The organism is Chitinophaga ginsengisegetis, assembly GCF_900168065.1.
GTDB classification, from domain to species: Bacteria; Bacteroidota; Bacteroidia; order Chitinophagales; family Chitinophagaceae; genus Chitinophaga; species Chitinophaga ginsengisegetis.
On record NZ_FUZZ01000001.1, the window covers coordinates 2,317,130 to 2,340,745 of the forward strand.

Here is a 23,616-nt window from a genome sequence, read left to right on the forward strand (position 1 = left end):
AGATTAAACCGGTGAAAAACAGGGGAAATTACTTTAAACTATTTTTCAATGAACCCACTTACTAAAGCCGAAACATGCGGCCGGGTGCTGTCTTTTAATGTTGAAGACAAGCCTTATTCAACGGAAAAACAGTACCTAACTGGTGCTGAGATCAAGCAGAAAGCAGGTCTTTCCAAAGATACCGAACTCTTTCTTACTATTTCTGCGCCGTGGAAAGATGACCCAATTTCAGATGATGAACAGGTGGATCTTGCACGACCAGGCATAGAAGGTTTTTACATTAAGAAAAAGCTGAAGTTTACATTAGACTGTAAGGATTATGAAACTGATCGTCAGTATATCACAGGTACCGAACTTCGTAAGTTGGGTAAAATACCGGCGGACTACGAGATTTATCTTTCAATCTCAGGTCCTTATGAAGATGAATTGATCAGCGATGATGTCAGGGTGAACTTGGCTCGGCCTGGAATTGAAAACTTTTATTCATGTAAACCTAATACTACTAATGGATAACTCATTCTTACCACTTAAAGACAGAAGTTTCCTTAAAAGTAAAGGGTTTACATACCGTGAAATCAATGATGGTGTCCAAAAGGGCATCATCATTGATAATTTTTCAATTCACCCGGAAGGAAAATTCTCCTCTAACAGTGCCTCATTACTAATCTTGCTACCTAATGGCTATCCAGATGTCGCGCCGGATATGTTTTACTTTATACCTGCGCTTCGGCTAATTAATACTGGCAGTCTACCGGCTCAAGCGGACCAAATACTTACTTTCCATGGGGCTACCTGGCAACGCTGGTCTAGGCATGGTCCGCCTGACGCATGGCGTCCGGGCACAGACGGACTACAGTCCTATCTACAGCGAGTATTCAACGCATTAAATGCTGCATAATGAGATACACTCTGACATTATTAGAAGATCACCTGAAAGAGCTTAAAAAGCTAATTCTTCATCCGGATCGAAATGAAAGGCCGGCCATCTTATTATGCGGCGTATCCAATAATGCAAATGATCCATGGGATGGAGGGCTGGAGGTTCGCTTTTTATCAAAAGAGGTAATAGAGATTCCTGATACCGAGATACTGAAACATAATGAAATTCAGGTAACGTGGGATACTACCTGCTTTCGAAAGGCGATGAAACGGGCAAAAGACGAGGGACTTGCCATTTGCCTAGTACACTCTCACCCTGAGGGATGCATTAATTTTTCAGATCTAGATGACATAAACGAACGTTCTCTTTTTGAGTCTATCCATAAGAGAAACGGAAATTCCATTTCTAATCTAAGTCTATTAATAACAGCTGACGGACATTTATCAGCACGAGCATGCTCCGTACAATTAAAATATTCTGAGATCGAACTAATTCGCGTCTTGGGCGATCGGTTTTCGTTCTTTTATAAGGGGAAATATACCTTCCAAACACGAGAAGAGTTCAGTCGTCAGGCTCTTGCGTTAGGTCCGGCATTAAATGCTGATCTCTCTCGTCTGCGTATTGCGGTCATCGGATGCGGTGCAACGGGGTCGGCTACTGCACATTTGCTTGCAAGATTAGGTGTTGGACATCTACTACTCATAGATAATGACCTTGTTGAGCGAAGTAATCTTAGTAGGCTATACGGAGCTCGAACCGCTGACGCCGATCTAGGTGCATTTAAGTCCCAGGTGCTGGCATCTTACCTTGCAAATATTGGAATGGGATGCCGGGTGCGACATTACACATCATGGGTTGGGGATGAAGCTTGTAGAAACCCTATAAAATCATGCGACATTGTTTTCAGTTGCACTGATGACAATAGCGGCAGAATATTTTTGAACCGGTTAGCCTACTTTTACCTTTTACCGGTTTTCGATATGGGAATTTCCATAGACCCTCTCTTAACACCCGATATCGGAATACGTGCTGCACAAGGCAGATTTACAGTATTGCAACCACACAACGCATGCTTAATTTGCAGACACGTGGTTAATCATCAACTGGCTCGTGAAGAGGAATTGAAAAGAACTGACCCTGATGGGTTTGAAAGATTGAAACAAGAAGCTTACGTAATTGGAATGGGCAACCCTAGTCCTGCAGTAATCACATTCACCTCAGAAGTAGCAACTATGAGCGTCAATGAGTTAATAAACAGGCTCACCGGCTTCAAGAAACAAGGCCCACAACACCATTTGGTACGCTTTTTCGATCAAGGGACAGATAGAACACCATCTGCTCACGGTAATGCAGATTGCCCGATCTGCAAAAGCGCAGAATACTGGGGAAGGGGGGATATCACACCATTTCTTGATCAGGTAAATTGAAGTAATGAAAAAGGCTTTTCTTTATATTTGGGGAAAACTGATGGTATTATTTCGGAAAATCGATTATAAACCGATTCACGTTACTAGGTTCCCAACAGACTTCGAGATTTTTGATAAAACTATTTATATTATAGGCCATCCCGGTTTTCCAAAATGGGCAGTAATGCAGTGCCCATGCGGTTGCAAAGTGCCCTTGACGCTTTCCTTAATGAAACATAAAAAGCCAAACTGGGAATGTAATATTAAAAATCAGAAAGCTACGTTATCTCCATCTGTTTGGAAAACAGATGGCTGTAAGAGCCATTTTTTTCTCCGAAATGGCAAGGTGATCTGGGCTTAATATTAATAGTTAAAAGGACTGATATATGTATCAGTCCTTTTAACTATTAATATTAAGCAACATATTCTTTTGAATTTTTAAGGCGTTATTGTATATTCATAGTACTTACTTTTAAATTCTGAAAATGTGAAGAGATATGAGAAATTTAAAATTCAAGAAGATTAAGTCCTTTGTGACGTTCGACCTACCAGTTAATTACCTTTACATTCATTTGAGTTTTCGTGATACACATAAAGAGTATTCCAACTCGATATCAGTTTGGCCAGTGACATCTACTCGTAGGAAATTAATTGCCAATTATTGGACTTCCACTCAATTACATTATTTTCTAATTGCAATCGCAGGCATATTATTTACTATGCCTTTCTCCGCATTCAATTCGCTAAATGCGTTGCATTTGGTTAGCCTTATTGTCAATGCAATATTGATTTATATACCTTTATATTTTATTATTTACCGTTATATATTTATTAATGAATTCTTACCACTGTTGGAAGCAGCTACTGCAGAATATGAAGGCAAAGACAGAGCATGGGTGGAATGGTGATAACAGATGTAGCCGAGAAGATTCCCTCAAAGATCAGGAAGCTGGTATACATCGGAGCTTTTCTGCCTTCATCCGGACAGGCCCTCACTGATCTTTCGTATTCGGATCCTGATTCCAAACTGGGACCTTTGCTAATTCCTTCAGCCGATCAGTTAACACTCGATGTGAAACGGGACAGCCTGACTTATCTTTTTATAAATGATGGTTCGGATGCCGCTAAGCAACAAGTACTTAACCACTATCGTGCTGAGCCTGCCATTCCCTTTACCGGCAAGGTTACGCTGACCAGGGAAAATTTCGGTGCGGTGGAGAAAGTGTACATCAAGACACTCCAGGATATGGTGATTTCACCCGGACTTCAGGACCGTATGATCGCCGGAGCAGGTATCAAAACGATCTATTCTGTCAATACCAGTCATTCCCCGTTTTTGTCGCGGCCCCATGAACTTTCCGATCTGCTGCTCAAAATCGGGAAACAAGAAAAACCGGATCGATTGAATAGCGTTGTGGCGCGGCTGATCCGTTATGAAGTACAACCGGAATTCCAGGCCGCATTCCGCCAGGCAGTAAGCGATTATGTATTCCATTCACTTAAGTCAGAAACGAACGTTTTATCGGAAGCATACCACGAGCAGGCAGATACCACCGTGTTGTGGGTTATTGAAAGATGGAGCAACAAAAACGAGTTGGACAAAGCCAATAAAAGTTCAAGATTCAAAGCCATCGAATCTTTATCACGTAGTGCGCTGAAACAACCGGCTAAGATAATCTATGTGAAAGATCTTGAACCATTGTCCAAACAACAATGGCGCAGTGTTGCCCAAAAACAGGACCAGCCGCTTACCATTATGTTGTTTGTGGATGCAAAACCCGGAACGGAAAATAATTTTAAAGAGGTCTATCACACTGTCATGCCGCAGTTCCGTAGCGAACCGGGAGTTATCAGTTACCAGCTCTCGCAGCTGGAAGAAGACAGTACCCAATTCGTTACGTATGAAAAATTCAGGAACGAAGATGCGTTTCAGTATCACCTGAATTTTCCGCCGATACAACCCGTGATCGATTATCTGAATACAAGCATCAAACAACAGCCTTTCGAAACGGGCCTCCACAGGTTGATTGAGTTTGCACCGGTTATCCGCCAATAATTAAACTCCATTACACTAAAATCAAAACATTCAAGCAATGAAATCAATTTATCAAATCCTGATGACAGGTTTCTTAAGCATACCTTCTTTAGTTAACTTAAATGCCCAGACAAAAATGAAAGCCGAACAAGTAAAGTCGCATGAGCTGGAGGTAGTAAATCAATTGACTACTTCTGCAGCCATTGTCAATATGCCTGTATCTCAACTACTGAATGCGCCCGGTAATGAGGCGTTGAAAGCTTTTTTCTTCACACCTGTCAACGAAAAAACATTACAGGGAAAGAAGATTGCAGTGATAGCAGCAGACGGTTTTGAAGAGATCGAATTAACTGGTCCTGTCTGGTATTTCAAACAACTGGGTGCAAAGGTCGACATCGTGGCACCTAAATTTAATCCCGCTCCGGCAAGATATGGCCTGAGCTACCCGGAGATGTCAAAAACACATATCATGGCTATCCAATATCTGCAACCTGTAGGATGGATCAAATTCGATCACACGGCTGATCAGGTGAAAGTAAGCGATTATGATGCGGTGTTTATTCCTGGTGGCGCCTGGAACCCAGATAATCTTCGCTATGATAAAGATGTGATCAAATTCATTCAGGATTTCAACAAGTCAGGAAAACTGATCGCAGCCATTTGTCACGCACCGGTTGTATTAGCATCTGCGGATGTCCTGAAAGGGAAAAAACTGACCGGTTACTGGAATATCCAGGTTGATCTGAAAAATGCAGGGGGAACTGTAACCGATGAACCCGTGGTTACTGATGGTAATATCATCACCAGCAGGCACCCGATCGATGTAGCCGATTTTTCACGGGCTGTTGAAGATTGGCTGATCAAAAAATGATTGATTAGTTCTCTCCCACCGTTTACTATTATTTTAATTGCAGGATGTGCAGGAGAAAACTTCAGCTATACCTGGCAACATTAAAAACAAACTCAGATCCGCTGATATTCCAGCACTTGAAAAACCTGCGCCAGTCGCGGTTTTTCTTGTTTTACAACCAGGCATTGATCACGAAGAAGCGCTTAATGAGCCAGCCCGAATAACCTCTTCCCTGTGCGCGGCTGCCCAGTTAATCAGGTAATCGATCACCGGCGCCAGCGCTTTGCTGTAACTGGTGAAAGTATAATTAACAACAGGTGGAAAATCGTCCTGGATTGTTCGTTCAATAATATGATTGGCCTCCAGTTCCTTAAGCTCTCTACTCAATGTCCTGGTGGTAATTTTTGGCAGACTTTTCCTGATCTCACCAAAGCGGCTATTGCCCTGGGCGATGGAACGGATAACCTCCAGTTTCCATTTGCCACCGAGCACGTACAGCGCGTCCTGTACAAAGCGGAGGTCTCCTGCTGAATATCCTTTTTTGCATATTGGTCCCATACTGTGAAGTTAGTATACAAAAGTAAAGTGCGCCCCAAAGGCATGTCATTTTTGAGTTTTTTTGCCAACAAAACAAACCGATTATGGACATAGAACAAAAAGTGCAGTACGTACTGGACCGCTTCGAAATACAGGATGTTATCACCCGGTATTCTTTTGGTCAGGATATGCACCAGGGTGATGACAGGAATATCCTGGAAACCTGGAGAGATGTATTTACAACAGATGCAGTACTCGATTACCGTGCGGCAGGCAGCGAACCCACTTCTTATGAAAACATGGCCGAAATTATGCGTGGCAATGGCGCCACTCCAGGCAATATGAGTGGATTCTCCAACTGGCAGCATCTGATGGGTAATCCCGTAGTAACCATCAATGGCGACAAAGCCGCTGCCAGAACCGATCTTTGGGCAACCCATAAAGGAAAACCCATCGAAGGAAAATCCGCACCATCGCTTTATGTGGCCGGCGCCTTTACCGATGAACTGGTGCGCACCGCCAACGGCTGGCGTATCAGTTACCGCAAACTGGAACTGCATTTCATGGACCTTATCAATAGTTTATAAATGCAGATGGATCAGTTCCAATTCTTTTTGCCCTATTGATTTCATAGTTAGTAAGATTAAGATTGACAATCAATCATTACATTTTCGAGATTGCCTGCAGCAGCGGCAGCATCCATTGCTTTATCCAGTGCTGACATCGGGAACACTTTTGGTTCGATTACATCGATAGGTAACTGACCGCTTTTCACCAGTTCCAGCATTTTGCGGATGGCATCTTTCGGATACATGAAGTTGCCTATAACAGACCAGCTATTGAGCATCACATAGGTATAAGGAAGCGGCAGATCCACCCCCATACTACCCATGATGACCAGGCGCCCACCGGGGACCAAACTGAATAAGGCCGCCAGTGTAGAATTAGGATCGCCGGCATTGCCAACCATATCGAAAGCGATATCCGCGCCTCCGTCGCAGGCTTCGCGGATGGCTTTGGCATCTGCCCGGACATCGCCCTGCAGCGTGACGGGAATAATGCGCGGACCGGCCTTCCTGGCTACTGCTTCCAGCGCGGCTTTATTGCGGCCGGTAATAATGATCCGGGAAGCGCCCATAGCCACTCCCAGGAAAACAGCAGAAGCGCCGAAAGATCCGGTGGCGCCATTAACAACAAGGGTTTCACCTGCCGTAAGCTGACCTTTGAGCAGCCCGCCGTAAGGAACTACAAAACGGGTAATGGCAGACAGTTGCGCATCACTGTAGGCATCCAGACCATCCAATGCAGTAATGCTTTCTACCGGCGCCAGTACATACTGCGCGAGGGTGCCATCGGGCCAGTCGAGTTGCGCTGGTAATGCCGCATCCCCGTTTTTGGTGATCCCCAACAGGATCATCACCGGGTTCTTCACATTATCCCGTGCAGTGATGTGAGAAGATAACGCTACACGCTGGCCGGGTTTCAAATGCCATACATCTTTACCAACTGCTTCCACATAACCGATGGCGTTACTGCCCATCGTAAATTCCTGCGGGGGCGGATTATACACTGCCAGCTTGCCCGCTGTGTAATTTTTCAGGTAAGATACCAGGGCCGACACGGCCACCTTTATCAATACGCTGCCCGCACGTACCTCCGGCACAGGTATTTCCCTGAGTTCGAGCTTGCCCCCCATCTTTTCCAGGCGCCATGCCTTCATTTGCTTTTCCATAAATATCCGTTTTATGACAGCACAAAGGTCGTAACGGATGATATGCCCGGCTAGCCCCGATCAAAGGAATAAGTACGCAAAACAAAGAATTTTATTTCCGGAGCGCCAATGGAGGATGACCTGTATTTTTCCGGAAGAAGGTGGTGAAGTGATTGGGATATTCAAAACCAAGACTATAGGCAATGTCGGCCACGGACCAATCAGAATAATAAAGCAGTGCCTTGCTTTCGCTCAGCATGCGGGCGGCAATGATTTGCCGCGTAGACCTGCCCGTTACCTGTTGCACCACTGCATTGAGATGATTAACATGCACGGCGAGTTCATTGGCAAAATCCCCGGGCTTTTTCAACTTCAGTGAATCCTGCGGGGTGGCAACCGGGTATTGCTCCTCCAGCAGGTTTAAGAAACGGGTGGTAAGCCTTGCGGCAGCATTCTGCTGCTGTTTATGCGCAACAACAGGCTGCAGTTTCCTGCCCTCATGTATCAGCAACTCAACAAGGTTCCTGGCGCTGCTGAAGCGAAAAGGATAGCTTGAGCCGTACTCACGGACAATTTGTTCAAAATAAAAACGGACGATGCCCAGTGTTTGCTCATCAGGGAAAAAAACCTGCCCGGCCGTTTGAAACAAAGTGGCATCCTGGGCAAGTGAGGTTCTGGAAGCATCATCCAAAAATTCGCCGGTAAAGATGCACCAGTAGCCGCTGCGCTTCCTTACAACCGGACGGAAAGAATACCTGGCAAGCGGATGCAGGAAAACAAGTGCGGACTCTCCGATGTGAATAGTATCCCGTTCAAGCGTAAGAAAACCTTCCTGTTGTATCAGCCAGATTTTATAAAAGTCCCTCCGGGCAGGTGTTAAATCCACCGGCTTATTATTGAGCTGATAATGGGCTGCTTTAAAAGAGGCGGCACTGGCGTTATGGGAATCCGGCATCAGTCCTTTTTCCCAAAACTACAAAAAACAAAGGAAGTTTTTTATTACATTATCTCCCCTTCCATTCTCCTTCTCTTCAATTCCTTTCCACTGGCGCGGGCAAGAAAGAAAAAGAATAACATTAAACCGGTTAATATAGCTGTTACTTCTACCGGCAGATCCTTCGGCTTAGAGAAAGACACAAACCACATTCCCAGCACAAAGGGCGCCATAAGACCACCAATAGCATAGCCCAGGAAGCGCGCTACCTTATGCTCCCGGTCTTTTGCATTTCTCCATCCACCGGATTTCCGGGGAGAAATATTACTGTAAGTGTAGGTGGTGGAATAACTGCTAAAGGTAGTGGTATGCACCACCGGCTCCGGCCTGTAAAACGGGTTCTGTACATTAAACTGTGAGCCGCAATACTCACAGTGAATAATTACCTGCGGTTGGTTATCATCGGTGATAGGTTGCGAAAACACAGTGGCGCCGCAATTGGGACATTTATTATGCTGCATACTCAGGCTTCGGACATTTAGGCCGCCAGCGAAATTAGAAATTTTTCTGAATTGATGCGGGTATCATCATTTAAAAAGCAGCAGGCAGAAGTATATTACTTTCCGCCTGCTGCTTTTTATGCTGACAGCCAACTGCTTTACTGCTTGCTGTACATGGTAACTTCGCTCATGTTTATCGAATTGGAATTATTCACCGTATGCAACACCCTGATGCGGATATAACGTGCCGGCGGCGCCTGTGGAATGAAGTTAAATTTCATCGCTTCATTCCCGTCGTCGCCCCTGATGGCAGTAGTTAACAGCGTCCATCCCTTGCTGCTCATTTCAGCGGCCCATCCCGGATCGGTGGCCTTCAGTGAAGTAGCTGCATTGGTGATATCCGCAATGCCCCATACTTCAAATTCGGAAGGATTATTACAACAGTTCCTGCCTGTTTCTTCGATTTGACCCAGGTTGTATAATTTGCCCATATCGAAAGTAAGGGTGCGCGGTAATGGATCGTTGGAACCATTATCATCACTATGGAAGATGTTAGGGTAGCCCTGCGGCCCTACGCTGCCATCCCATAATTTGCTGACGCGGGTATCCGACTGGTAGATGCCCATATCATTTGGCAGGTCGTGTTCCTGGAATAAGCTTTTATCACAGGCCACCAGTTTGTAGATATCAGGAAAAGTATCGTAGCTGTTGGTATAAAAAGTATCCAATGCGCCTTTTGAAGGGATATAGGACGACTGATAAGTTACCGCCTGGCCAGCTTTATAGCCGGGTAAATTAACAGAATCCTGGTTGCCGGCAATTGTTGCTACGGCAGCCACACCTGCGGCGTTGGTATACCTGATGCTGGTGCTGATATTAATAGTATCGGGCGTTGTAAAGAACAATGTTACAGAGCCATCGTCACGTACTTTATAAGGCGTGGCAGCGTCGGGCAGGCGGTTGTGGAGCGTGCTTTTATAAATGTTGCCGTATACATGTGCATTATCTATTTCCGTTACAATAGAGCGGTTGCCGGCCGCATCGTAGGAATACAGAAAAAACGTATAGGCGTATTCGTTTAACCCGGTGATCAGGCAGCGCACGGTATCGGTAGGATTATGCGAGGTGGCGTTAATGGTTATGGAGTCCTGCCGGTTGTTCCAGAACAATACGTACTTGCTGATGCTGGGGTCCGGGCTGGGCTTCCATCCTATCATCAGGCGGCCGTTGCCGGGAAACAGCGTAATACCCGATACGGTGCCGGGATACTGCACCTCCGTATTGCCGAGGAAATCCCGGAAGTCAGTTGCCTTCCGCGTACAGGCTATGAAGAAAAATAAACCGCAAAGTGGTAAGAGGAGTTTTGCAGCTATATGATACTTTCTCATCTCTTTATATTTTTAATAAAATAACTTTAAACAATACCGGTAAGGGAGATCAGGTAAATAATACGCTACCTGTTATCGCCCCAAATACTGAGCTCCATGATGTGAAAGAATTCATTACTATGCGCTGCATTAGTAACACATTCAAACCGCATGTATCTTACTTTGGGCAGATTCAGCGAAAAGTTATATCCAAAGCCTGCGTTCCAAAAAGCCAGATCAGCATTGTTATAGGCCGGTGATACCAGTCCGGATGGTTGCGCGGGCAAATGATAAACGCCCATATTGATCCATCCGCCGGGTGTTGCCTGTCCTAATGCCGGGAGGTTGGTGGTATCCGGCAGTATTTCGTCTACCGGCTCATCTGCACGGCCCCACATTACCCAGGTATCGGGATTACCGTATCCCCAGAGATAATTGCCATCATCCAGGCCCCTGCCCCACATGGTAAACCTGCTCAGCTTTGCTACCTGCCCCATGTCGAATGTTACCCATTTGGGCAATGGTGCGGTGGTAGGATAAGTAGAGTGATAGCCTGGTCTGCCGAGATTATTGTCCCACATATAACGCAGCTCCCATCCAAAGCTGGAGCCGTCGTCAGAATTGAGTTTGTACACATTGAACTTTGATTTATCCATGATCGTTTCATAGATAGGTTTAATAGTAGCATACACCGTATCCGATATATTCCCGAATTCATCTGCCAGGTAGATGCCGAATTTCCTGGGGATGGTATCATAGCCCCTGATGCTGTAGTTGATATTTTCCTGGTTGGTATAGTTCTGATTTTTGATTTCCATCTTCTTTGTAGTCGCATCTTCCGTGATGGTAACTACCCCGATATTATCTTTAGCGGTGTTGGTTACACTGATGTTGATACCACCAAAATCTGCACGCATTACCACGGTAGGCAATGCCTGGAGATAAGTGGGCGTGCCGGGATGCACGGTTACTTTTACGGGATCGGACTTTACATCCGCGCGGGTAACGGTGTACAGCGTTACTGTATAATCCTGGCTTTTCGCAAAGCCGCCTACTGCGATGGTATCGGAATAAAAGGACGATTTGGTTTGCCTGCTTTTGGTATCATTGATCATGTACTCTGCCTGTACATAGAGTACATTTTTGGAATCCGGTAATGTATAGGTGATATAGGCGCCGCCGTTTTTATTGATCACCTGGATATTGGAAACCGGCTGTGGTTTTGTTTTATCGTCAGAAATTACATCATTGTATCCATCGTTTTTCTTACAGGAAAACTGGAGCATCAGTAATGTAACTACCGGTATCAACACGCGGAATATTTTATATATAGCATCCATATAAAAAATTGAAAACTGGTTTGAAATGATTTTGTCCTGCCTGGCTGTTATCACCAATAAGGTGTTTGCACCAGGTTGGGATTGGTCAGCATGTCGTAGTCCTGGATAGGAAACAGGTAATCTCTTAGTCCGAATACCGGTTGATAAACGTTTGTCACCTGGTAGAACCCCTGCGTGGTACGTTGTCTTATGTTCCATCCCTGGAAAGGTCCGTTGAGTACTGCCTGTAATTCTTTCCATCTTCTCAGGTCCCATCCTGCCTGTCCTTCAAAGGCCAGTTCTATTCTTCTTTCCTGGTGGATGATCGCTCTTAATCCTTCTTTAGAACCGTATTTGGCGGGATTACGGGAGAAGTTGGACCATGCCTGGACTACCCCCGGCAAGCCGGCTCTTTCCCTTACCTTATCGATATAGCTGTATACTTCTGCACCCGGACCATTTACTTCATTCAGGCATTCTGCGTACAGCAGCCACAGTGCGGGTAAGCGCATGAAGGGCCAGGAGTAATTGGTTTGCACGGATGTTTGTCCGAACGCAGTTTGCCACGGCACCAGCTTCTTTGGCCAATAGCCGGTAACGTTATAACGGGTAGGGGTATACGCAGCGAAACCATTTACGGCGTTTACATAGTTGGCGTTGTTATCGTCGGTGTTGGCGGAGCCAAACCAGGTGCTGCCATCAAAGGCTACATCGGCATAATAGCGTGCTTCGCGGTAGAAGTTACCGCGGGCGGTAGTGTAGCCTTTGCGGATATAATAGCGGTGTGCGTCGTCGCCGGCCTGTAGCTTATAACGGTTGGCGTAATCCCAGGTTCTGTCTTCGTTGATAGGCACGCCGTTTTGTGTATAGAACAATTCCGACTGCGCCATTGGAACCGAGAAATTAGAGTACACGGCAAAACCGTTTGAAGCCGCATCCGCCGTTACTCTTGGGGAAGCCATATACTGCCAGCCGAATTGCGGATTAAGGGTCCAGATCTGTTCGGTGTTCCACTGATCGGTGAGTGCGCCCTGTATTGTTACCAGTTGCCTGGTGCTGTCGGACATATGCACAATACCACCGCTGGCCCTGAACTGGTAGATCGCTGCACCGGTGGTTACTGCAGCATCAATCGCCGCTTTGCAGGCTGTGGCGGCACGTTGCCATTTTGTGGCATCATATGCCACAGGGAAAAGACTCTGTCCTTCTTTTCCTTTGATAGATGCATAATCAGGGTTGCCGTTAAACAACGGGCTTGCCTGTGTAGCCAGCACTTCCGCCTTCACGGCTTTTGCAATTACAGCAGTAATACGGCCCGCTTCTGCGCCGGCATTCTGGATCACATCCGGCAGGTTGGGAATAGCCTGATCCAGCAGGCTCACTACATAACCAAAGCAGGAGTCCACGGATTGTTGTTTCAACCTGGTTTCTTCTGTAGGCGTATTCACTGGCAGGGCCACATCAGAAATAGGAATGGGGCCGTACATCCGGATGAGCCAGTAGTGATAGTATGCTTTCAGGAACTTCGCTTCCGCCACCCACCTGTTGCGCTGGTATTCCGGGAGATCCAGCGGCTTATCTACGTTATCGAGGAAGGTGTTGCACATGCGGATAGACTGCCACAGGTTTAAACCCATGTTATAACCATCCCAGTAGTTTAATATAGGATTGGGGCTGTTCTGCAAACCGCGCATAACGTTAAAACCGTTGTCGCCGCCGGCACCGCCGAGTGTGTTTTTATCCAGCAGGTCAATGGGGAAAATCACTTCGCCCGAGCTGGTGAAACCCGCGTTACGCCTTACATCAGCCAGGCCCTGCATGTTGGAATAACAACCAAACAGGTAAGCCTGCGTTTCATTTGCGTTCACAAATGAGCTGTTCAGCGTAGCCACATTGTCCGGTGTTACATCTAAGTATTTTTTACAGGATACTGATAAGATGACCGGCAATACTACCAACAATGTTCTTTTAAAAAATCTCATTGTTTTATATTTTTTATACTTAGAAATTAAGATTTACACCCAGGTTGAATACTTTCTGGATTGGGTAGGCAAAGCCGTTACCCGCCTGCTCCGGATCCCACAGTTTGAATTTGCTGAAGGTGAGCAGATTCAGACCACTGAAGTATACGCGGAAGTTGGTTAACCGTAATGGCGCGATCCATCTTTTCGGGAGTGAATAACCCATTTCAACAGACTTCAACCGCATGAAACTTCCATCACGCAACCACCAGGTGCTGCTTTGTTCGTTGTTGGCAATGTGTGAGGTAGACAACCGCGGCCACAGGGCGTAGAGGTTCTGGTTTTCCTCCGACCAGTGATTGTCGGCGTATGCCTGTAACAACTGGGCGTTGTCTACGAATGGCGCGGTAGTTTTGGGATTAATGAAGAAGGATTCTCTTGCCAGTCCCTGGAAAAAAGCGCTCACATCGAAACTCTTATACCCGAAGGAAAAACCGAAACCATAAATGATCTGTGGTGTGGTAGGTAAACCGATGGGCACCTGGTCGTCCTGGTTAATTACCCCATCGCCATTAATATCTCTATACTTGATATCACCACCTTTAGGAAACTCGCTGCCAAAGTTTTGCACAGGCGAGTTGGCGGCTTCTTTGTCATCTACAAAAAGGCGTTCGGCCACATATCCAAACTGCTGGTTAACCGGGTTACCGGTAGAGAAGCGGTAAGCATATTTATATTCCGGCTCTTCAAAGTAGCGAACTTTATTATCTGTTACTGTGAGGTTGGCCATCACCGTCAACCATATATCTTTTGAAAAATTTTGTTTGTAATCGAGATGAAGATCGAAACCTTTTGAATCCACTTTTCCGAGGTTTGCCTGGAGGTTATCGGAGGCAGAACCTTCAATACCGGCGGTAACAGGGATATAGCCGCGTCTGATCAGGATGTTGTAGCGGTTTTCGTTATATACTTCTGCGGTTACATTGAGTTTGTTGGCGATGGTCATTTCTACTGCCAGGTTGCCTTTCTTAGAGGTTTCCCAGGTTACGTCCGGGTTAGGATAAGCCTGTATGGTAGTACCTTTCAGCGTGAAGCTGTTGTTGGTGCCAAAGGTAGCACCGGGACCATTGGCATCATCCGGGGTTACGCTGGAGAGATAGAAGAAGCGTTGGTTACCGATATTATCATTCCCTACCAGTCCATAACTGCCGCGGATCTTCAGGCGGGAAATAATTTTTGCGATGCCGCCTTCCCAGAATGATTCATTGGATACCACCCAGGCGCCGCCGATGGTGGGAAAGAAGCCCCAGCGATGTTGCGGTGCAAATCTTTCCGATCCGTTGTAACCAAAGTTAAACTCAACGAAATACTTTTTATCGAATGAATAAGTTGCCCTTCCGGAAAAACCGAGGTTGCGATAAGGTAGTGATCCTAACAAACTTCCGGCATTGCCGTAAAGCGTTTGCTGACGGGTACCTATCAGCGTTCCGCTCAGGTTACTTTTCCCGAAGTCGCGGTTATAATCTATAGCACCCTGTAAATAGATGTAGCTGTAAATGTTTTTGGCGCCTTCAGAATAACCGAGGAATTCCTGTGCCTGGCCGGGTGAGCTGTTCAGCCAGTTGAGTACATACGAATTGGCATCGGGATCGTAGCTGCCCACACCGTAATAGAACGGTTTGTAGGAGCGGCTGAGGTCAAAATAGGAATAGCGGTTGGTACTGAAAATACCTCTGAAGGTAAGCCCTTCTGTGATGAAGTTGAAGTCCTGGTTCAGCTCAAACTGCGCCGACATCCTGGATTCAGAAAAGTTCTTATACCCGTACATCAGGTTGGCGTAGGGGTTATTTAACAGGGAGCCATCGTTACCGTAGGCGCTGCCAAACAGGATATGATTGGTGTTGGCATTTGCCGCATCCGGTTCATAATAGGCTGGAAATGCCACCGGACTGGTATGCAGCGCCCTGGAATACAGGTCGGTGGCCAAGCCGGAGGCATCGCTTGTAATAGGTCCCGTATAGTCGTTAAAGTTACCCCAGAGGCGCACCACTGCTTCTGTTGTTTTGGTGATTTTTACGTTCACGTTAGAGCGCAGCTGGTAGTTTTCAAACTTCATCCCGGAGTTAAAGTTATTCACCGGGTTTACCTGTAAGATGCCGTTGTCGCGGGCATAAGATCCGGCGATATAATATTTGGTAACATCTGATCCGCCCTGTACGCTGAAGTTAGCGCGTTTAGTGGTAGTTTGATCTTTGAACAATGTCTTCATCCAGTCTACCGCCGGGTATACATACGGATTGCTGCCCGGTGCTTTATCGATAGTAGCTTTGGTAGCGAGTATGGTGTTAGGCGTGAAATACGGTGTAGCCAATGGGTTCCTGGTAGTTACGGCTTCATTGTATTGATTCATGAAAGTAATCGGGTCTGCCAGTTTGAGGTTTTGTGTGGGTGTTGAGATGGCATCTTCCAGGCGTACGCTTACCCTGGCTTTTCCCGGTTTACCTTCTTTTGTAGTAACGAGGATCACGCCGTTGGCGCCCCTGGCGCCGTACAGGGCTGCAGCACTCGCATCTTTCAAAATAGAAAAGCTGGCGATATCATCTACCTGTAAACGGGCCAGATCGTTGGCGCTCAGTTCCACGTTGTCCACAAGGATAAGCGGACTGGCGCTGTACCCGAGGGTGGTAACCCCGCGGATAAAGAACTGCGAGTTATCTGCCCCGGGCTGACCACCGCGCTGGAAGGCGATTACGCCGGCCATCTGACCGGCCAGGGCGTTGGTTAAGTTACTGGTAGGAATTTTCAGGTCCTCGGGATTAATACTGGTAACCGAGCCAACTACCGCTTCTTTTCTTTGCTTTCGGCCGAAGGCTGTTACTACTACTTCATCTACAGAGGCGATCACACTTTTCATCCGGAGATGATAATCTTTTTGCGTGGCGTTTACCACAAACCGCTGTTCGATAAAGCCTACGAAGGTTACCTGGATGGTAGCGCCTACCGGTACATCAAGGATAAATTTACCATTCCGGTCGGTGGCTGTTCCGCTGGAACTTCTGCCGTTTACCGAGATGGTAGCGCCTTCCAGGGATCTGCCGGTGGTATCGGACACCGATCCGGTAATAGTTACCCGGGCCGGTGTTTGCGCATGAACGTTGCCTGCCAGCATCAACAGCAGCAGGATCAAAAGGTAGCGGGGAGTGGATAATGCCGTTGGCAAAGCGGCAGTAAATCTCTTCTTGTAGCAAGTAAATTTCCTGAACATATTAAGAGCAATTATTGGAAGAATAAAAAACCATAACGTGTATTAAAGCATCATGACGCTTCCGGATACCCAGCAGGATAAACGGCCATCATAAGTGTACGTGGCATTCAGTAATTAATGTAAAAGGGAGAAAAAGTTTATTTCATAACGTTTGCTTCATTCATTCCGTCATAACCTGGAAACTATAGTTCTATCGTAATTAATGATTGATTCTGGTATCACGTGAAATAGGAATTTGATTCTATACTGTACTATCCTATACTATCCTATAGCAAATATATATTTTTTTCATAACCGCCAAAAGAAATGCGGGATTATTTTTTACAGCGCTGCAAAAAAAGGAAGGAAGGGTTAAATGGCAATCAGGTTAGGCTAAAACAATATCATAAGAAGCGTAAGAGATACGTTTAAGACGTATCCCTTACACATGGAAAATTGCATAAAACGGTTTATAACGACTTCCTCCTGATGAGTACAGTGGGGATTATTTCCTGGATCTTTTCGCGGGTCAGTACAAAAGCAGCGGCCTTTTCCGCCATGAGCTTGAAATCGGTGGTATAGGTGGTGATCCCGTCGAAAATCAGTTCTTTTACAATATCATCGTTGTGCGACAGGATACCGATATCCTTACCGGGCTTGAGTTTCATTTGCTTGCAATCCTTGAGCATGGTCCACAGCTCAGCGTTGTTGATAGTGAAATACACCTTTCCTTTCTCGAGGGTGCCAGGCAGGTATTCTGGCTTTATCTCACTTTTGATATTAAAATCTTTTACAAACTTCTTAAACGCCTGGAGGATCTCTATGGGGGTATCGGCTACGGGCCGGTGATAGTACACCATTCCTTTATATTGCTTGATCACGCCTGCCAGGGCAGAAAAGGCTTTGTAGGAAGACTGCTTAAACTCCTGTGCCACATAGGAGTATTCTCCGGGAATAGGTTCGTAGCGGTCAATCATCAGGAACTTATCCATAGGTAATGCACCAAGGATACCGGCGGTTTTGTTGTGCGGAATGGGCGCCACCACGTACATGCCATACTTCCCTTTTATGCTGTTCACGATACTTTGCAGTACCTCTATATTATTATGATGGAAGAAAATATCGATATGCACATCCTTGCCTAAGCCGGCGCGAAAAGTTTTATAGAACATTTCCTGGAAGGCATCGAATGCAAACAGTACGAGGGCGATGCGTAGGTGCTGCTTGATATTCACATTGGCCACGAAAAAGCCAACCCGGTTCCTGGGCTCTACAATCCCCCTGCTTACCAGCTCTTTATAGGCTTTTGCAATTGTTTCCCGCGCAAAACCAAACTCATTGATCAGTTCATTTACAGAAGGCAACATATCCCCCTGTGCCAAACCTTTATTTTGTATGGCGTTTAAAATACCATTCACCAATTGTTCATGTTTGGATAATCCGCTCACCGCCTCCATCTCGTAAACCTGTTCAAATACGTGGTTCATACCGGGTTAATTAAATTGTCACTGTTAAATTGCGTTTTCAGGAAAGCAAAGCTGCTGTCCTATTCTATACCAACAAAAATAACATTCCCTTTTTATATCTCCTGAAGAAAAAATCCGGTAAAAGTCCGGCCCTATATTCCCGTCGATTTGTTATATTCGGTCAATTTCAACAAGATGGCAAAGAAACATAGTTTTGGCCCTGAAATTATAGATGGCCATATCGAAGAAAATATGCTTACCGCCAAAGTAAAGCTGGCCGCCATACAGGAGCCCGTTTCCCTGATGATAGACCCGGAAACGGTGAGTACTGAACCGGACGACTTTGCGCCCCTGGTGGAAGAAGCAAAAAAGCTGGTGGCCTACCTGGATAGTGGGAAGTACCAGGAAATTGTTGACGCCGTCGCAAAGGAGATCAACGAAAGCGCCTATGGGCAGCAGGATGTGCCGCCCTCTTCTGATGAACTGACGGCCCTCATAAATGACCTTACCTTAGCAGGCATTGAAGTATTTCCGGAGGGTTTCATGCTTAATTTTATCTCTGAAAAAATCTTTCCGGGTTCGGAGATCAAAGTACAGCTGGAGGAAGACTTCTCCATTGACGACGTATCCATCTATGACTAATAAAAAATGCAGATATGCAGCTACTGTGTAACTGCATATCTGCATAATATACCTGACAATTAATATCCCTGATTCTGTTCCAGGTTAGGGTTCAGATCTTTTTCCCCTACCGGGATCGGCCACCAGTAATCGCGTAGTTTATCGAACGTACGGGTTTCAATCTTCTTCCCGTTGTAATTCTCAATAGACGCATTCATCACGGTTTCAGCGGTTTTCCAGCGGCGGATGTCGTTGTAATACAATCCTTCACCGGCAAATTCCACTCTTCTCTCATGACGGATTTCCGCACGCAGCGCGTCTTTGGATAAAGTATTGGAAATATGCGGCATCTTCACCCTGTCGCGGATCTTGTCGAGTGCCGCAAAGATGGTAGCATCCGGGCCGCTTACTTCATTCTGTGCTTCTGCGTACATCATCAGGATGTCGGCATATCTCAGTACAATAAAGTTGATATCAGACTGGCCGTCTTTCAGATCTGCCTTATCTTTTGGCGGAGCAATACTATCATAGAGGCTATACTTCTTCATACCATAACCGGTAATAGCAAAACGGGTGGCAGAAATAACAGCACCGCGGTACATATCGGTCGGGTAAGTGAAGGTACCGTATAAACGCGGATCACGACGGAGATACGGACTGTCGGCCTTGTATCCTGAAGCCGGATCAGTAACAGGCAGTCCATTATTCATGTAGTAGGTTTTGGCCAGATCCAGCAAAGGCGCATTGGTGTTGTATTGCGTACAGATCAGGTCAAATGAGCTACCCTGCTGCGGGAAAACATACTGTACATCAAAAATAACTTCCTTGTTATTTTCATTGGGTTGTAAAAACAATCCACGGTAATCAGCAAAGAGTCCGTAGCCTGTACCCGGCAAATCCATCACTGCTTTGGCGGCATCAACAGCTGCTTTCCATTTCGCCAGATCGTTGGAAGTATTCAGCAGCGGGCTGGCTTCGTATAACAGGATCCTTGCTTTCAGCGCCATAGCTGCGCCTTTGGTGGCACGACCCAGATCTGCCCCGGTGAATTTTACCGGTAATATAGCAGCGGCGCTGTCCAGGTCTTTCAACACACTGGTCACTACTTCTGCACGTGGTGTGCGCGGCAGCTTGGCCTGGGTGCTTTTATCCGGCGGGTCCAGGATTAACGGCACCGCACCGTAATAATTTTCCAGGATAAAGTAGTACAGTCCACGCAGGAAATAGGCCTCTCCTTTCATTCTTCTCCGGGTAGCCTCATCAATGGCTGTTACTTCATCTACTTTCTTCAAAAAGGTATTGCAACGGCCAATACCGCTGTAACAATCAGAGTAACGGGCGGTAACGATACCACCGGTACTCGACATCTGTGTACCACGCGCAATAGAGTTAAAGCTCATCGCATCCGTTTGGTTGTAAGCGTTGGGAGAAAGGGTTTCTTCCCAAAGCGCGGTGGCATTGTTGGAAGTTTTACCACCAAAGACGCCCTGGTTACGCAACACGGAGTAGCAGCCTACCAGGCCGGCATTGGCCGCTTCCGGTGTTTGCCAGAACGTTGATTCCGGGTAGCGGTCGTGAGGAGAAGTATCCAGCAGGCTTTTGTTGCAACCTGCAGCAAGTAGACCTGTGCAGGAAAGTAAGAGATATATCTTTTTCATACTATTCATGATTTGGATGTTTAGAAGGTAACGTTAATACCACCGTTAAAGGTTTTCAACATTGGATAAGTATACAACGTGGTTTGATCCAGTATGGATTCCGGATCGAAATCTTTATACCGGGAGAAAGTCAGCAGGTTTTCTGCGTTGATAAACACACTCACTTTCTGGATCTTTGCTTTCGACAACCATAGCTGCGGCAGTGCGTAGCCCAACTGGATGTTTTTCATTCTCAGGTATGAGTTATCTCTTAACCAGAAAGTAGAGCGCTGGAAATTATCGATGCTGCCGGTGCTGGTGGTTACGATTGGTAAACGTGCATTGGGTTTTTCAGGCGTCCAGGCATCCCTTGTCCATTCCCAGGTAGCATTGGCGCCATTGTTGAACGGATAGGCAAGGTTGGCAGTAGGCAATACCTTTACACCGCCAATACCCTGAAATGCAGCACTGAGCGTGATCCCTTTGTAGCCTACATTAAACCCGAAACCATAAGTATACTTTGGTACAGAGGAAGAGCTGTTCACAATTACGCGATCATCGCCATTAATAATACCATCGTTATTAACATCCCTGAATTTGATGTAACCTGGTTTTGTATTGGCAGATTGTTTTGCACTGGCAGCTATTTCTGCCTGGTTCTGGAAAATACCCTCTGCCTGCAGTATATAAAAAGATTCAATAGGAGATCCCGCCTGTGTGATGGTACCTGTACCATAAATAATTTCACCATGCAGGTCTACTACTTCATTCTTATTGTAAGCCACACTTCCATACACATTCAAATCCACTTCGCCGATATGATCGCGGTATTGCGCCGTTACTTCAAAACCTGTATTATCTACCGTACCTACGTTTTGTTTGGCGCCGGCAAGGTTACCCACCTGGGAAGGCATGCCCACTTCACGAAGGATACCGTTTGTGCGTTTCTTATACGCATCAACGGTAAGGCCTATACGATTATTCCACAGGTTAACATCAACACCGACATTGTATGCATTGGTAATTTCCCATCTGAGGGTAGAATCTGCATCTGCAATTTTTGCGGCTCCGGAATTTAATACGCCGCCGAAACTATAGTCTTCACCAAGATTTACCATTGGCTCTGTAGTGTAGAGTGCAATGGCCTGGTTACCCAATTTACCGGCGGAAGCGCGCAGCTTCAGCACATTGATGAAATCTGAATGAAAGAAGGCTTCTTTATCGATACGCCAACCGGCGGATACAGAAGGGAAAAATGCCCAGCGGCTATGTTTTCCGAGGCGGCTGGAACCATCATAACGGAAGGTAGCTTCCAGCAGGTATTTGCCATCGTAATCGTAGTTAACACGACCAAAATAAGATTCCAGTACATCACGGGTAAGATTTCCTGAGGTAGCGTTCCAGGTGGTACCTACGCTTAAAGCATCCAGTCGCCCATCCAGGTAGCCATACATACTGGCTGCCCATGAGTCAGAATCGAAGTTATCATAACTGGCGCCCAGCATGGCAGAGAGGTTATGTTTCTCTTTAAACTGGTGTTTCCAGTCGAGCGTGTTATAGAAATGGATGTTCATATCGTTAAAATCCGTTTTAGCTGACCGTGGTGCAGTAGCGGGACTGTTCCAGTTGATAGGCGCGCCTGTTTTCGGATTAAAGGTTTGCATACGTGGCGTAAAGCCGCTGAGCAAACCATCATACTTATCCACACCAAATTTGATATTATAATTGATATCAAAAGGCAGTTTATACTCTGCAAAAACGGTAGTCAGGAAACGTTGGATCTGTTTGGTCTGTAAACCGTTGTATGCCAGCATACGTGGGTTTTCCCAGTTGTTACGACCGGCGGTTCTGAGCCAGGAGTTGCCGTAGCGGCCGTCCCGCAGCGTATCCGTGAGAATAGGCAATGTACGGGCCAGGTAGTTCCAGGTGTCCGTATAAAATGGTGTGGTGTAGGTTCTGTAGTAACCATCCATGGTGATACCGGCGCGCAAACGTTTGGTTACATCCATTGAAGCATTCAGCCCCACAGAATATTTCTTTTCATGGTTGCCAGGTCCGAAGAGGATACCGTTTCTATCGAGATAGCCGAGTGACAGGCGGTATTGGTATTTATCGGAGCTACCGGAAATGCTCAGGTCATGTTTCTGGATCACGCCGTTTTTCAGGGCAATCTTATACCAATCGTTTGCAGGATAGGTGAAAGGATCTGTAGCCATTCCTTTCTGGTATTCGTCTATATCCGCTTCTGCATATTCAATTGCTTTTCCTTCATTGATGAGCGCCTGGTTTTTCAGTTTCATGTACGCGATGGGATCGGTGATCACATCCGGCAGGTAAGTAGCTTTCTGCTGACCGTAGTAGTAGCTGTAGTTTACGCGGGAGGTACCTCTTCCTTTTTTAGTGGTAACAAGGATAACGCCGTTGGAACCGCGGGAGCCGTAAATGGCTGCAGCGGCATCTTTCAGTACAGTAACGGTTTCAATATCGTTTGGATTGAGTTCATCCATAGAGTATTCAATACCATCTACCAATACCAGCGGGTCGTTGGCCCTGGGATCGCTGCTGCCGAAGGTGTTCAATCCCCTGATGCGGATGGTGCTGCGATCCACACCCGGCTGACTGTTGCTGAGGTTAGCGAATACGCCGGGTACGCCGTGCAGTGCGTTACTCACGTTGGTAAGCGGCTGGCCTTCTTTGTCCACCATATTTACCGTAGTAATGGCGCCGGTGAGGGTGGCTTTTTTCTGCGTGCCATAACCTACTACCACTACGTCGTTTAATTTTTGAATGTCTTCCTGCAGCACTACCAGTACAGTAGCAGATTTTACTTTCACCTCTTTGGGCAGGTAGCCTATAAAGGTGAATTTCAGTGTAGCGTCTTTAGGTGCAGTTAGTTTAAAAGCACCGTTTACGTCGGTGGCGGCGCCGCGGCTGGTACCCGCTACCTGAACGTTCACTCCTATCAGCGGAGTGCCGTTGGCGGCAGTTACCTTACCGGTAACGGGAATATCCTGCGCATGCAGGGATAGGCTGCCGGCGCCAATGATCCCGATACACAGCAACAGGAAAGTCGCCGGCTTTAACAGGCGGAATCGTGAAAAGAATTTCATAAGTGTGTTTGTTTTTTTTGTTAGTATTCTGGTAGATA

At 46.3% G+C, this 23,616-nt stretch carries 19 protein-coding genes; 8 read left to right on the forward strand and 11 right to left on the reverse strand.

The window, feature by feature from the left end; genetic code table 11:
* The first annotated feature begins 48 nt into the window (after positions 1-48).
* The 6 genes from B5Z18_RS09260 to B5Z18_RS09290 all read left to right on the forward strand — a co-directional run bounded on the left by B5Z18_RS09260 (position 49) and on the right by B5Z18_RS09290 (position 5,192).
* Positions 49-513, forward strand: coding sequence for a multiubiquitin domain-containing protein (locus tag B5Z18_RS09260; protein WP_079469077.1), 465 nt, complete (start codon positions 49-51; stop codon positions 511-513).
* Positions 506-898, forward strand: a complete 393-nt coding sequence (locus B5Z18_RS09265; protein ID WP_079470020.1) for an E2/UBC family protein — start codon at positions 506-508, stop codon at positions 896-898. The genes B5Z18_RS09260 and B5Z18_RS09265 overlap by 8 nt, the downstream gene beginning before the upstream one ends.
* Positions 898-2,307: a HesA/MoeB/ThiF family protein gene (locus B5Z18_RS09270; RefSeq protein ID WP_159454243.1), complete on the forward strand. Its 1,410-nt coding sequence runs from the start codon at positions 898-900 to the stop codon at positions 2,305-2,307. The genes B5Z18_RS09265 and B5Z18_RS09270 overlap by 1 nt, the downstream gene beginning before the upstream one ends.
* A gap of 4 nt (positions 2,308-2,311) precedes the next feature.
* The gene (locus B5Z18_RS09275) at positions 2,312-2,647 is read left to right on the forward strand and encodes a ubiquitination-like system serine protease family protein (RefSeq protein ID WP_079469079.1); all 336 of its coding nucleotides are present in this window, start codon (positions 2,312-2,314) and stop codon (positions 2,645-2,647) included.
* A gap of 540 nt (positions 2,648-3,187) precedes the next feature.
* Positions 3,188-4,342 carry an antibiotic biosynthesis monooxygenase gene (locus B5Z18_RS09285; RefSeq protein WP_143313532.1) on the forward strand — a complete coding sequence of 385 codons (1,155 nt, stop codon included), beginning with the start codon at positions 3,188-3,190 and terminating at the stop codon, positions 4,340-4,342.
* 115 nt (positions 4,343-4,457) lie between these two features.
* Positions 4,458-5,192 carry a DJ-1/PfpI/YhbO family deglycase/protease gene (locus B5Z18_RS09290; RefSeq protein ID WP_200817220.1) on the forward strand — a complete coding sequence of 245 codons (735 nt, stop codon included), beginning with the start codon at positions 4,458-4,460 and terminating at the stop codon, positions 5,190-5,192.
* A gap of 168 nt (positions 5,193-5,360) precedes the next feature.
* Here B5Z18_RS09290 and B5Z18_RS09295 read toward each other — a convergent pair whose 3' ends face one another.
* Positions 5,361-5,729, reverse strand: coding sequence for a winged helix-turn-helix transcriptional regulator (locus tag B5Z18_RS09295; RefSeq protein ID WP_079469083.1), 369 nt, complete (start codon positions 5,727-5,729; stop codon positions 5,361-5,363).
* Positions 5,730-5,812: 83 nt separating this feature from the next.
* On the opposite strand from B5Z18_RS09295, the gene B5Z18_RS09300 reads away from it, so the two are divergent.
* The gene (locus tag B5Z18_RS09300) at positions 5,813-6,295 is read left to right on the forward strand and encodes a nuclear transport factor 2 family protein (RefSeq protein ID WP_079469084.1); all 483 of its coding nucleotides are present in this window, start codon (positions 5,813-5,815) and stop codon (positions 6,293-6,295) included.
* 56 nt (positions 6,296-6,351) lie between these two features.
* Here the strand turns inward: B5Z18_RS09300 and B5Z18_RS09305 are convergent, their stop codons facing one another.
* The 8 genes from B5Z18_RS09305 to B5Z18_RS09340 all read right to left on the reverse strand — a co-directional run bounded on the left by B5Z18_RS09305 (position 6,352) and on the right by B5Z18_RS09340 (position 18,231).
* Complete coding sequence (locus B5Z18_RS09305) at positions 6,352-7,440, reverse strand: quinone oxidoreductase family protein (RefSeq protein ID WP_079469085.1); 1,089 nt, start codon at positions 7,438-7,440, stop codon at positions 6,352-6,354.
* A 91-nt stretch (positions 7,441-7,531) separates the two neighbouring features.
* Complete coding sequence (locus tag B5Z18_RS09310) at positions 7,532-8,374, reverse strand: helix-turn-helix domain-containing protein (protein ID WP_079469086.1); 843 nt, start codon at positions 8,372-8,374, stop codon at positions 7,532-7,534.
* A gap of 44 nt (positions 8,375-8,418) precedes the next feature.
* Positions 8,419-8,874 carry a hypothetical protein gene (locus B5Z18_RS09315; protein WP_079469087.1) on the reverse strand — a complete coding sequence of 152 codons (456 nt, stop codon included), beginning with the start codon at positions 8,872-8,874 and terminating at the stop codon, positions 8,419-8,421.
* 137 nt (positions 8,875-9,011) lie between these two features.
* Positions 9,012-10,241 carry a DUF4998 domain-containing protein gene (locus B5Z18_RS09320; protein WP_079469088.1) on the reverse strand — a complete coding sequence of 410 codons (1,230 nt, stop codon included), beginning with the start codon at positions 10,239-10,241 and terminating at the stop codon, positions 9,012-9,014.
* A gap of 65 nt (positions 10,242-10,306) precedes the next feature.
* A complete protein-coding gene (locus B5Z18_RS09325) occupies positions 10,307-11,560 on the reverse strand; it encodes a DUF4959 domain-containing protein (RefSeq protein ID WP_133256242.1) in 1,254 nt (417 codons plus the stop codon).
* A 50-nt stretch (positions 11,561-11,610) separates the two neighbouring features.
* Complete coding sequence (locus B5Z18_RS09330; protein ID WP_079469090.1) at positions 11,611-13,521, reverse strand: RagB/SusD family nutrient uptake outer membrane protein; 1,911 nt, start codon at positions 13,519-13,521, stop codon at positions 11,611-11,613.
* A 19-nt stretch (positions 13,522-13,540) separates the two neighbouring features.
* The gene (locus B5Z18_RS09335) at positions 13,541-16,765 is read right to left on the reverse strand and encodes a SusC/RagA family TonB-linked outer membrane protein (protein ID WP_079469091.1); all 3,225 of its coding nucleotides are present in this window, start codon (positions 16,763-16,765) and stop codon (positions 13,541-13,543) included.
* Between the two features lie 449 nt (positions 16,766-17,214).
* The gene (locus B5Z18_RS09340) at positions 17,215-18,231 is read right to left on the reverse strand and encodes a GntR family transcriptional regulator (protein ID WP_079469092.1); all 1,017 of its coding nucleotides are present in this window, start codon (positions 18,229-18,231) and stop codon (positions 17,215-17,217) included.
* A gap of 174 nt (positions 18,232-18,405) precedes the next feature.
* Between B5Z18_RS09340 and B5Z18_RS09345 the strand changes: the two genes are divergently transcribed.
* Positions 18,406-18,852, forward strand: a complete 447-nt coding sequence (locus B5Z18_RS09345; RefSeq protein WP_079469093.1) for a hypothetical protein — start codon at positions 18,406-18,408, stop codon at positions 18,850-18,852.
* Positions 18,853-18,911: 59 nt separating this feature from the next.
* On the opposite strand, the gene B5Z18_RS09350 is transcribed toward B5Z18_RS09345, so the two are convergent.
* The gene (locus B5Z18_RS09350) at positions 18,912-20,489 is read right to left on the reverse strand and encodes a RagB/SusD family nutrient uptake outer membrane protein (RefSeq protein ID WP_159454244.1); all 1,578 of its coding nucleotides are present in this window, start codon (positions 20,487-20,489) and stop codon (positions 18,912-18,914) included.
* 20 nt (positions 20,490-20,509) lie between these two features.
* On the reverse strand, positions 20,510-23,578 hold the full coding sequence (locus B5Z18_RS09355) for a SusC/RagA family TonB-linked outer membrane protein (RefSeq protein WP_079469095.1): 3,069 nt from the start codon (positions 23,576-23,578) through the stop codon (positions 20,510-20,512).
* Positions 23,579-23,616 lie beyond the last annotated feature (38 nt).

Excerpts from the sequence above, each read along its gene's own strand:
- B5Z18_RS09270 (WP_159454243.1), top strand. The coding sequence starts at position 898 with ATGAGATACACTCTGACATTATTAGAAGATCACCTGAAAGAGCTTAAA.
- B5Z18_RS09345 (WP_079469093.1), top strand. The coding sequence starts at position 18,406 with ATGGCAAAGAAACATAGTTTTGGCCCTGAAATTATAGATGGCCATATC.
- B5Z18_RS09290 (WP_200817220.1), top strand. The coding sequence starts at position 4,458 with ATGAAAGCCGAACAAGTAAAGTCGCATGAGCTGGAGGTAGTAAATCAA.
- B5Z18_RS09295 (WP_079469083.1), bottom strand. The coding sequence starts at position 5,729 with ATGGGACCAATATGCAAAAAAGGATATTCAGCAGGAGACCTCCGCTTT.
- B5Z18_RS09320 (WP_079469088.1), bottom strand. The coding sequence starts at position 10,241 with ATGAGAAAGTATCATATAGCTGCAAAACTCCTCTTACCACTTTGCGGT.
- B5Z18_RS09310 (WP_079469086.1), bottom strand. The coding sequence starts at position 8,374 with ATGCCGGATTCCCATAACGCCAGTGCCGCCTCTTTTAAAGCAGCCCAT.
- B5Z18_RS09300 (WP_079469084.1), top strand. The coding sequence starts at position 5,813 with ATGGACATAGAACAAAAAGTGCAGTACGTACTGGACCGCTTCGAAATA.
- B5Z18_RS09350 (WP_159454244.1), bottom strand. The coding sequence starts at position 20,489 with ATGAAAAAGATATATCTCTTACTTTCCTGCACAGGTCTACTTGCTGCA.
- B5Z18_RS09305 (WP_079469085.1), bottom strand. The coding sequence starts at position 7,440 with ATGGAAAAGCAAATGAAGGCATGGCGCCTGGAAAAGATGGGGGGCAAG.
- B5Z18_RS09330 (WP_079469090.1), bottom strand. The coding sequence starts at position 13,521 with ATGAGATTTTTTAAAAGAACATTGTTGGTAGTATTGCCGGTCATCTTA.
- B5Z18_RS09340 (WP_079469092.1), bottom strand. The coding sequence starts at position 18,231 with ATGAACCACGTATTTGAACAGGTTTACGAGATGGAGGCGGTGAGCGGA.
- B5Z18_RS09265 (WP_079470020.1), top strand. The coding sequence starts at position 506 with ATGGATAACTCATTCTTACCACTTAAAGACAGAAGTTTCCTTAAAAGT.
- B5Z18_RS09285 (WP_143313532.1), top strand. The coding sequence starts at position 3,188 with ATGGTGATAACAGATGTAGCCGAGAAGATTCCCTCAAAGATCAGGAAG.
- B5Z18_RS09325 (WP_133256242.1), bottom strand. The coding sequence starts at position 11,560 with ATGGATGCTATATATAAAATATTCCGCGTGTTGATACCGGTAGTTACA.
- B5Z18_RS09275 (WP_079469079.1), top strand. The coding sequence starts at position 2,312 with ATGAAAAAGGCTTTTCTTTATATTTGGGGAAAACTGATGGTATTATTT.
- B5Z18_RS09355 (WP_079469095.1), bottom strand. The coding sequence starts at position 23,578 with ATGAAATTCTTTTCACGATTCCGCCTGTTAAAGCCGGCGACTTTCCTG.
- B5Z18_RS09260 (WP_079469077.1), top strand. The coding sequence starts at position 49 with ATGAACCCACTTACTAAAGCCGAAACATGCGGCCGGGTGCTGTCTTTT.
- B5Z18_RS09315 (WP_079469087.1), bottom strand. The coding sequence starts at position 8,874 with ATGCAGCATAATAAATGTCCCAATTGCGGCGCCACTGTGTTTTCGCAA.
- B5Z18_RS09335 (WP_079469091.1), bottom strand. The coding sequence starts at position 16,765 with ATGTTCAGGAAATTTACTTGCTACAAGAAGAGATTTACTGCCGCTTTG.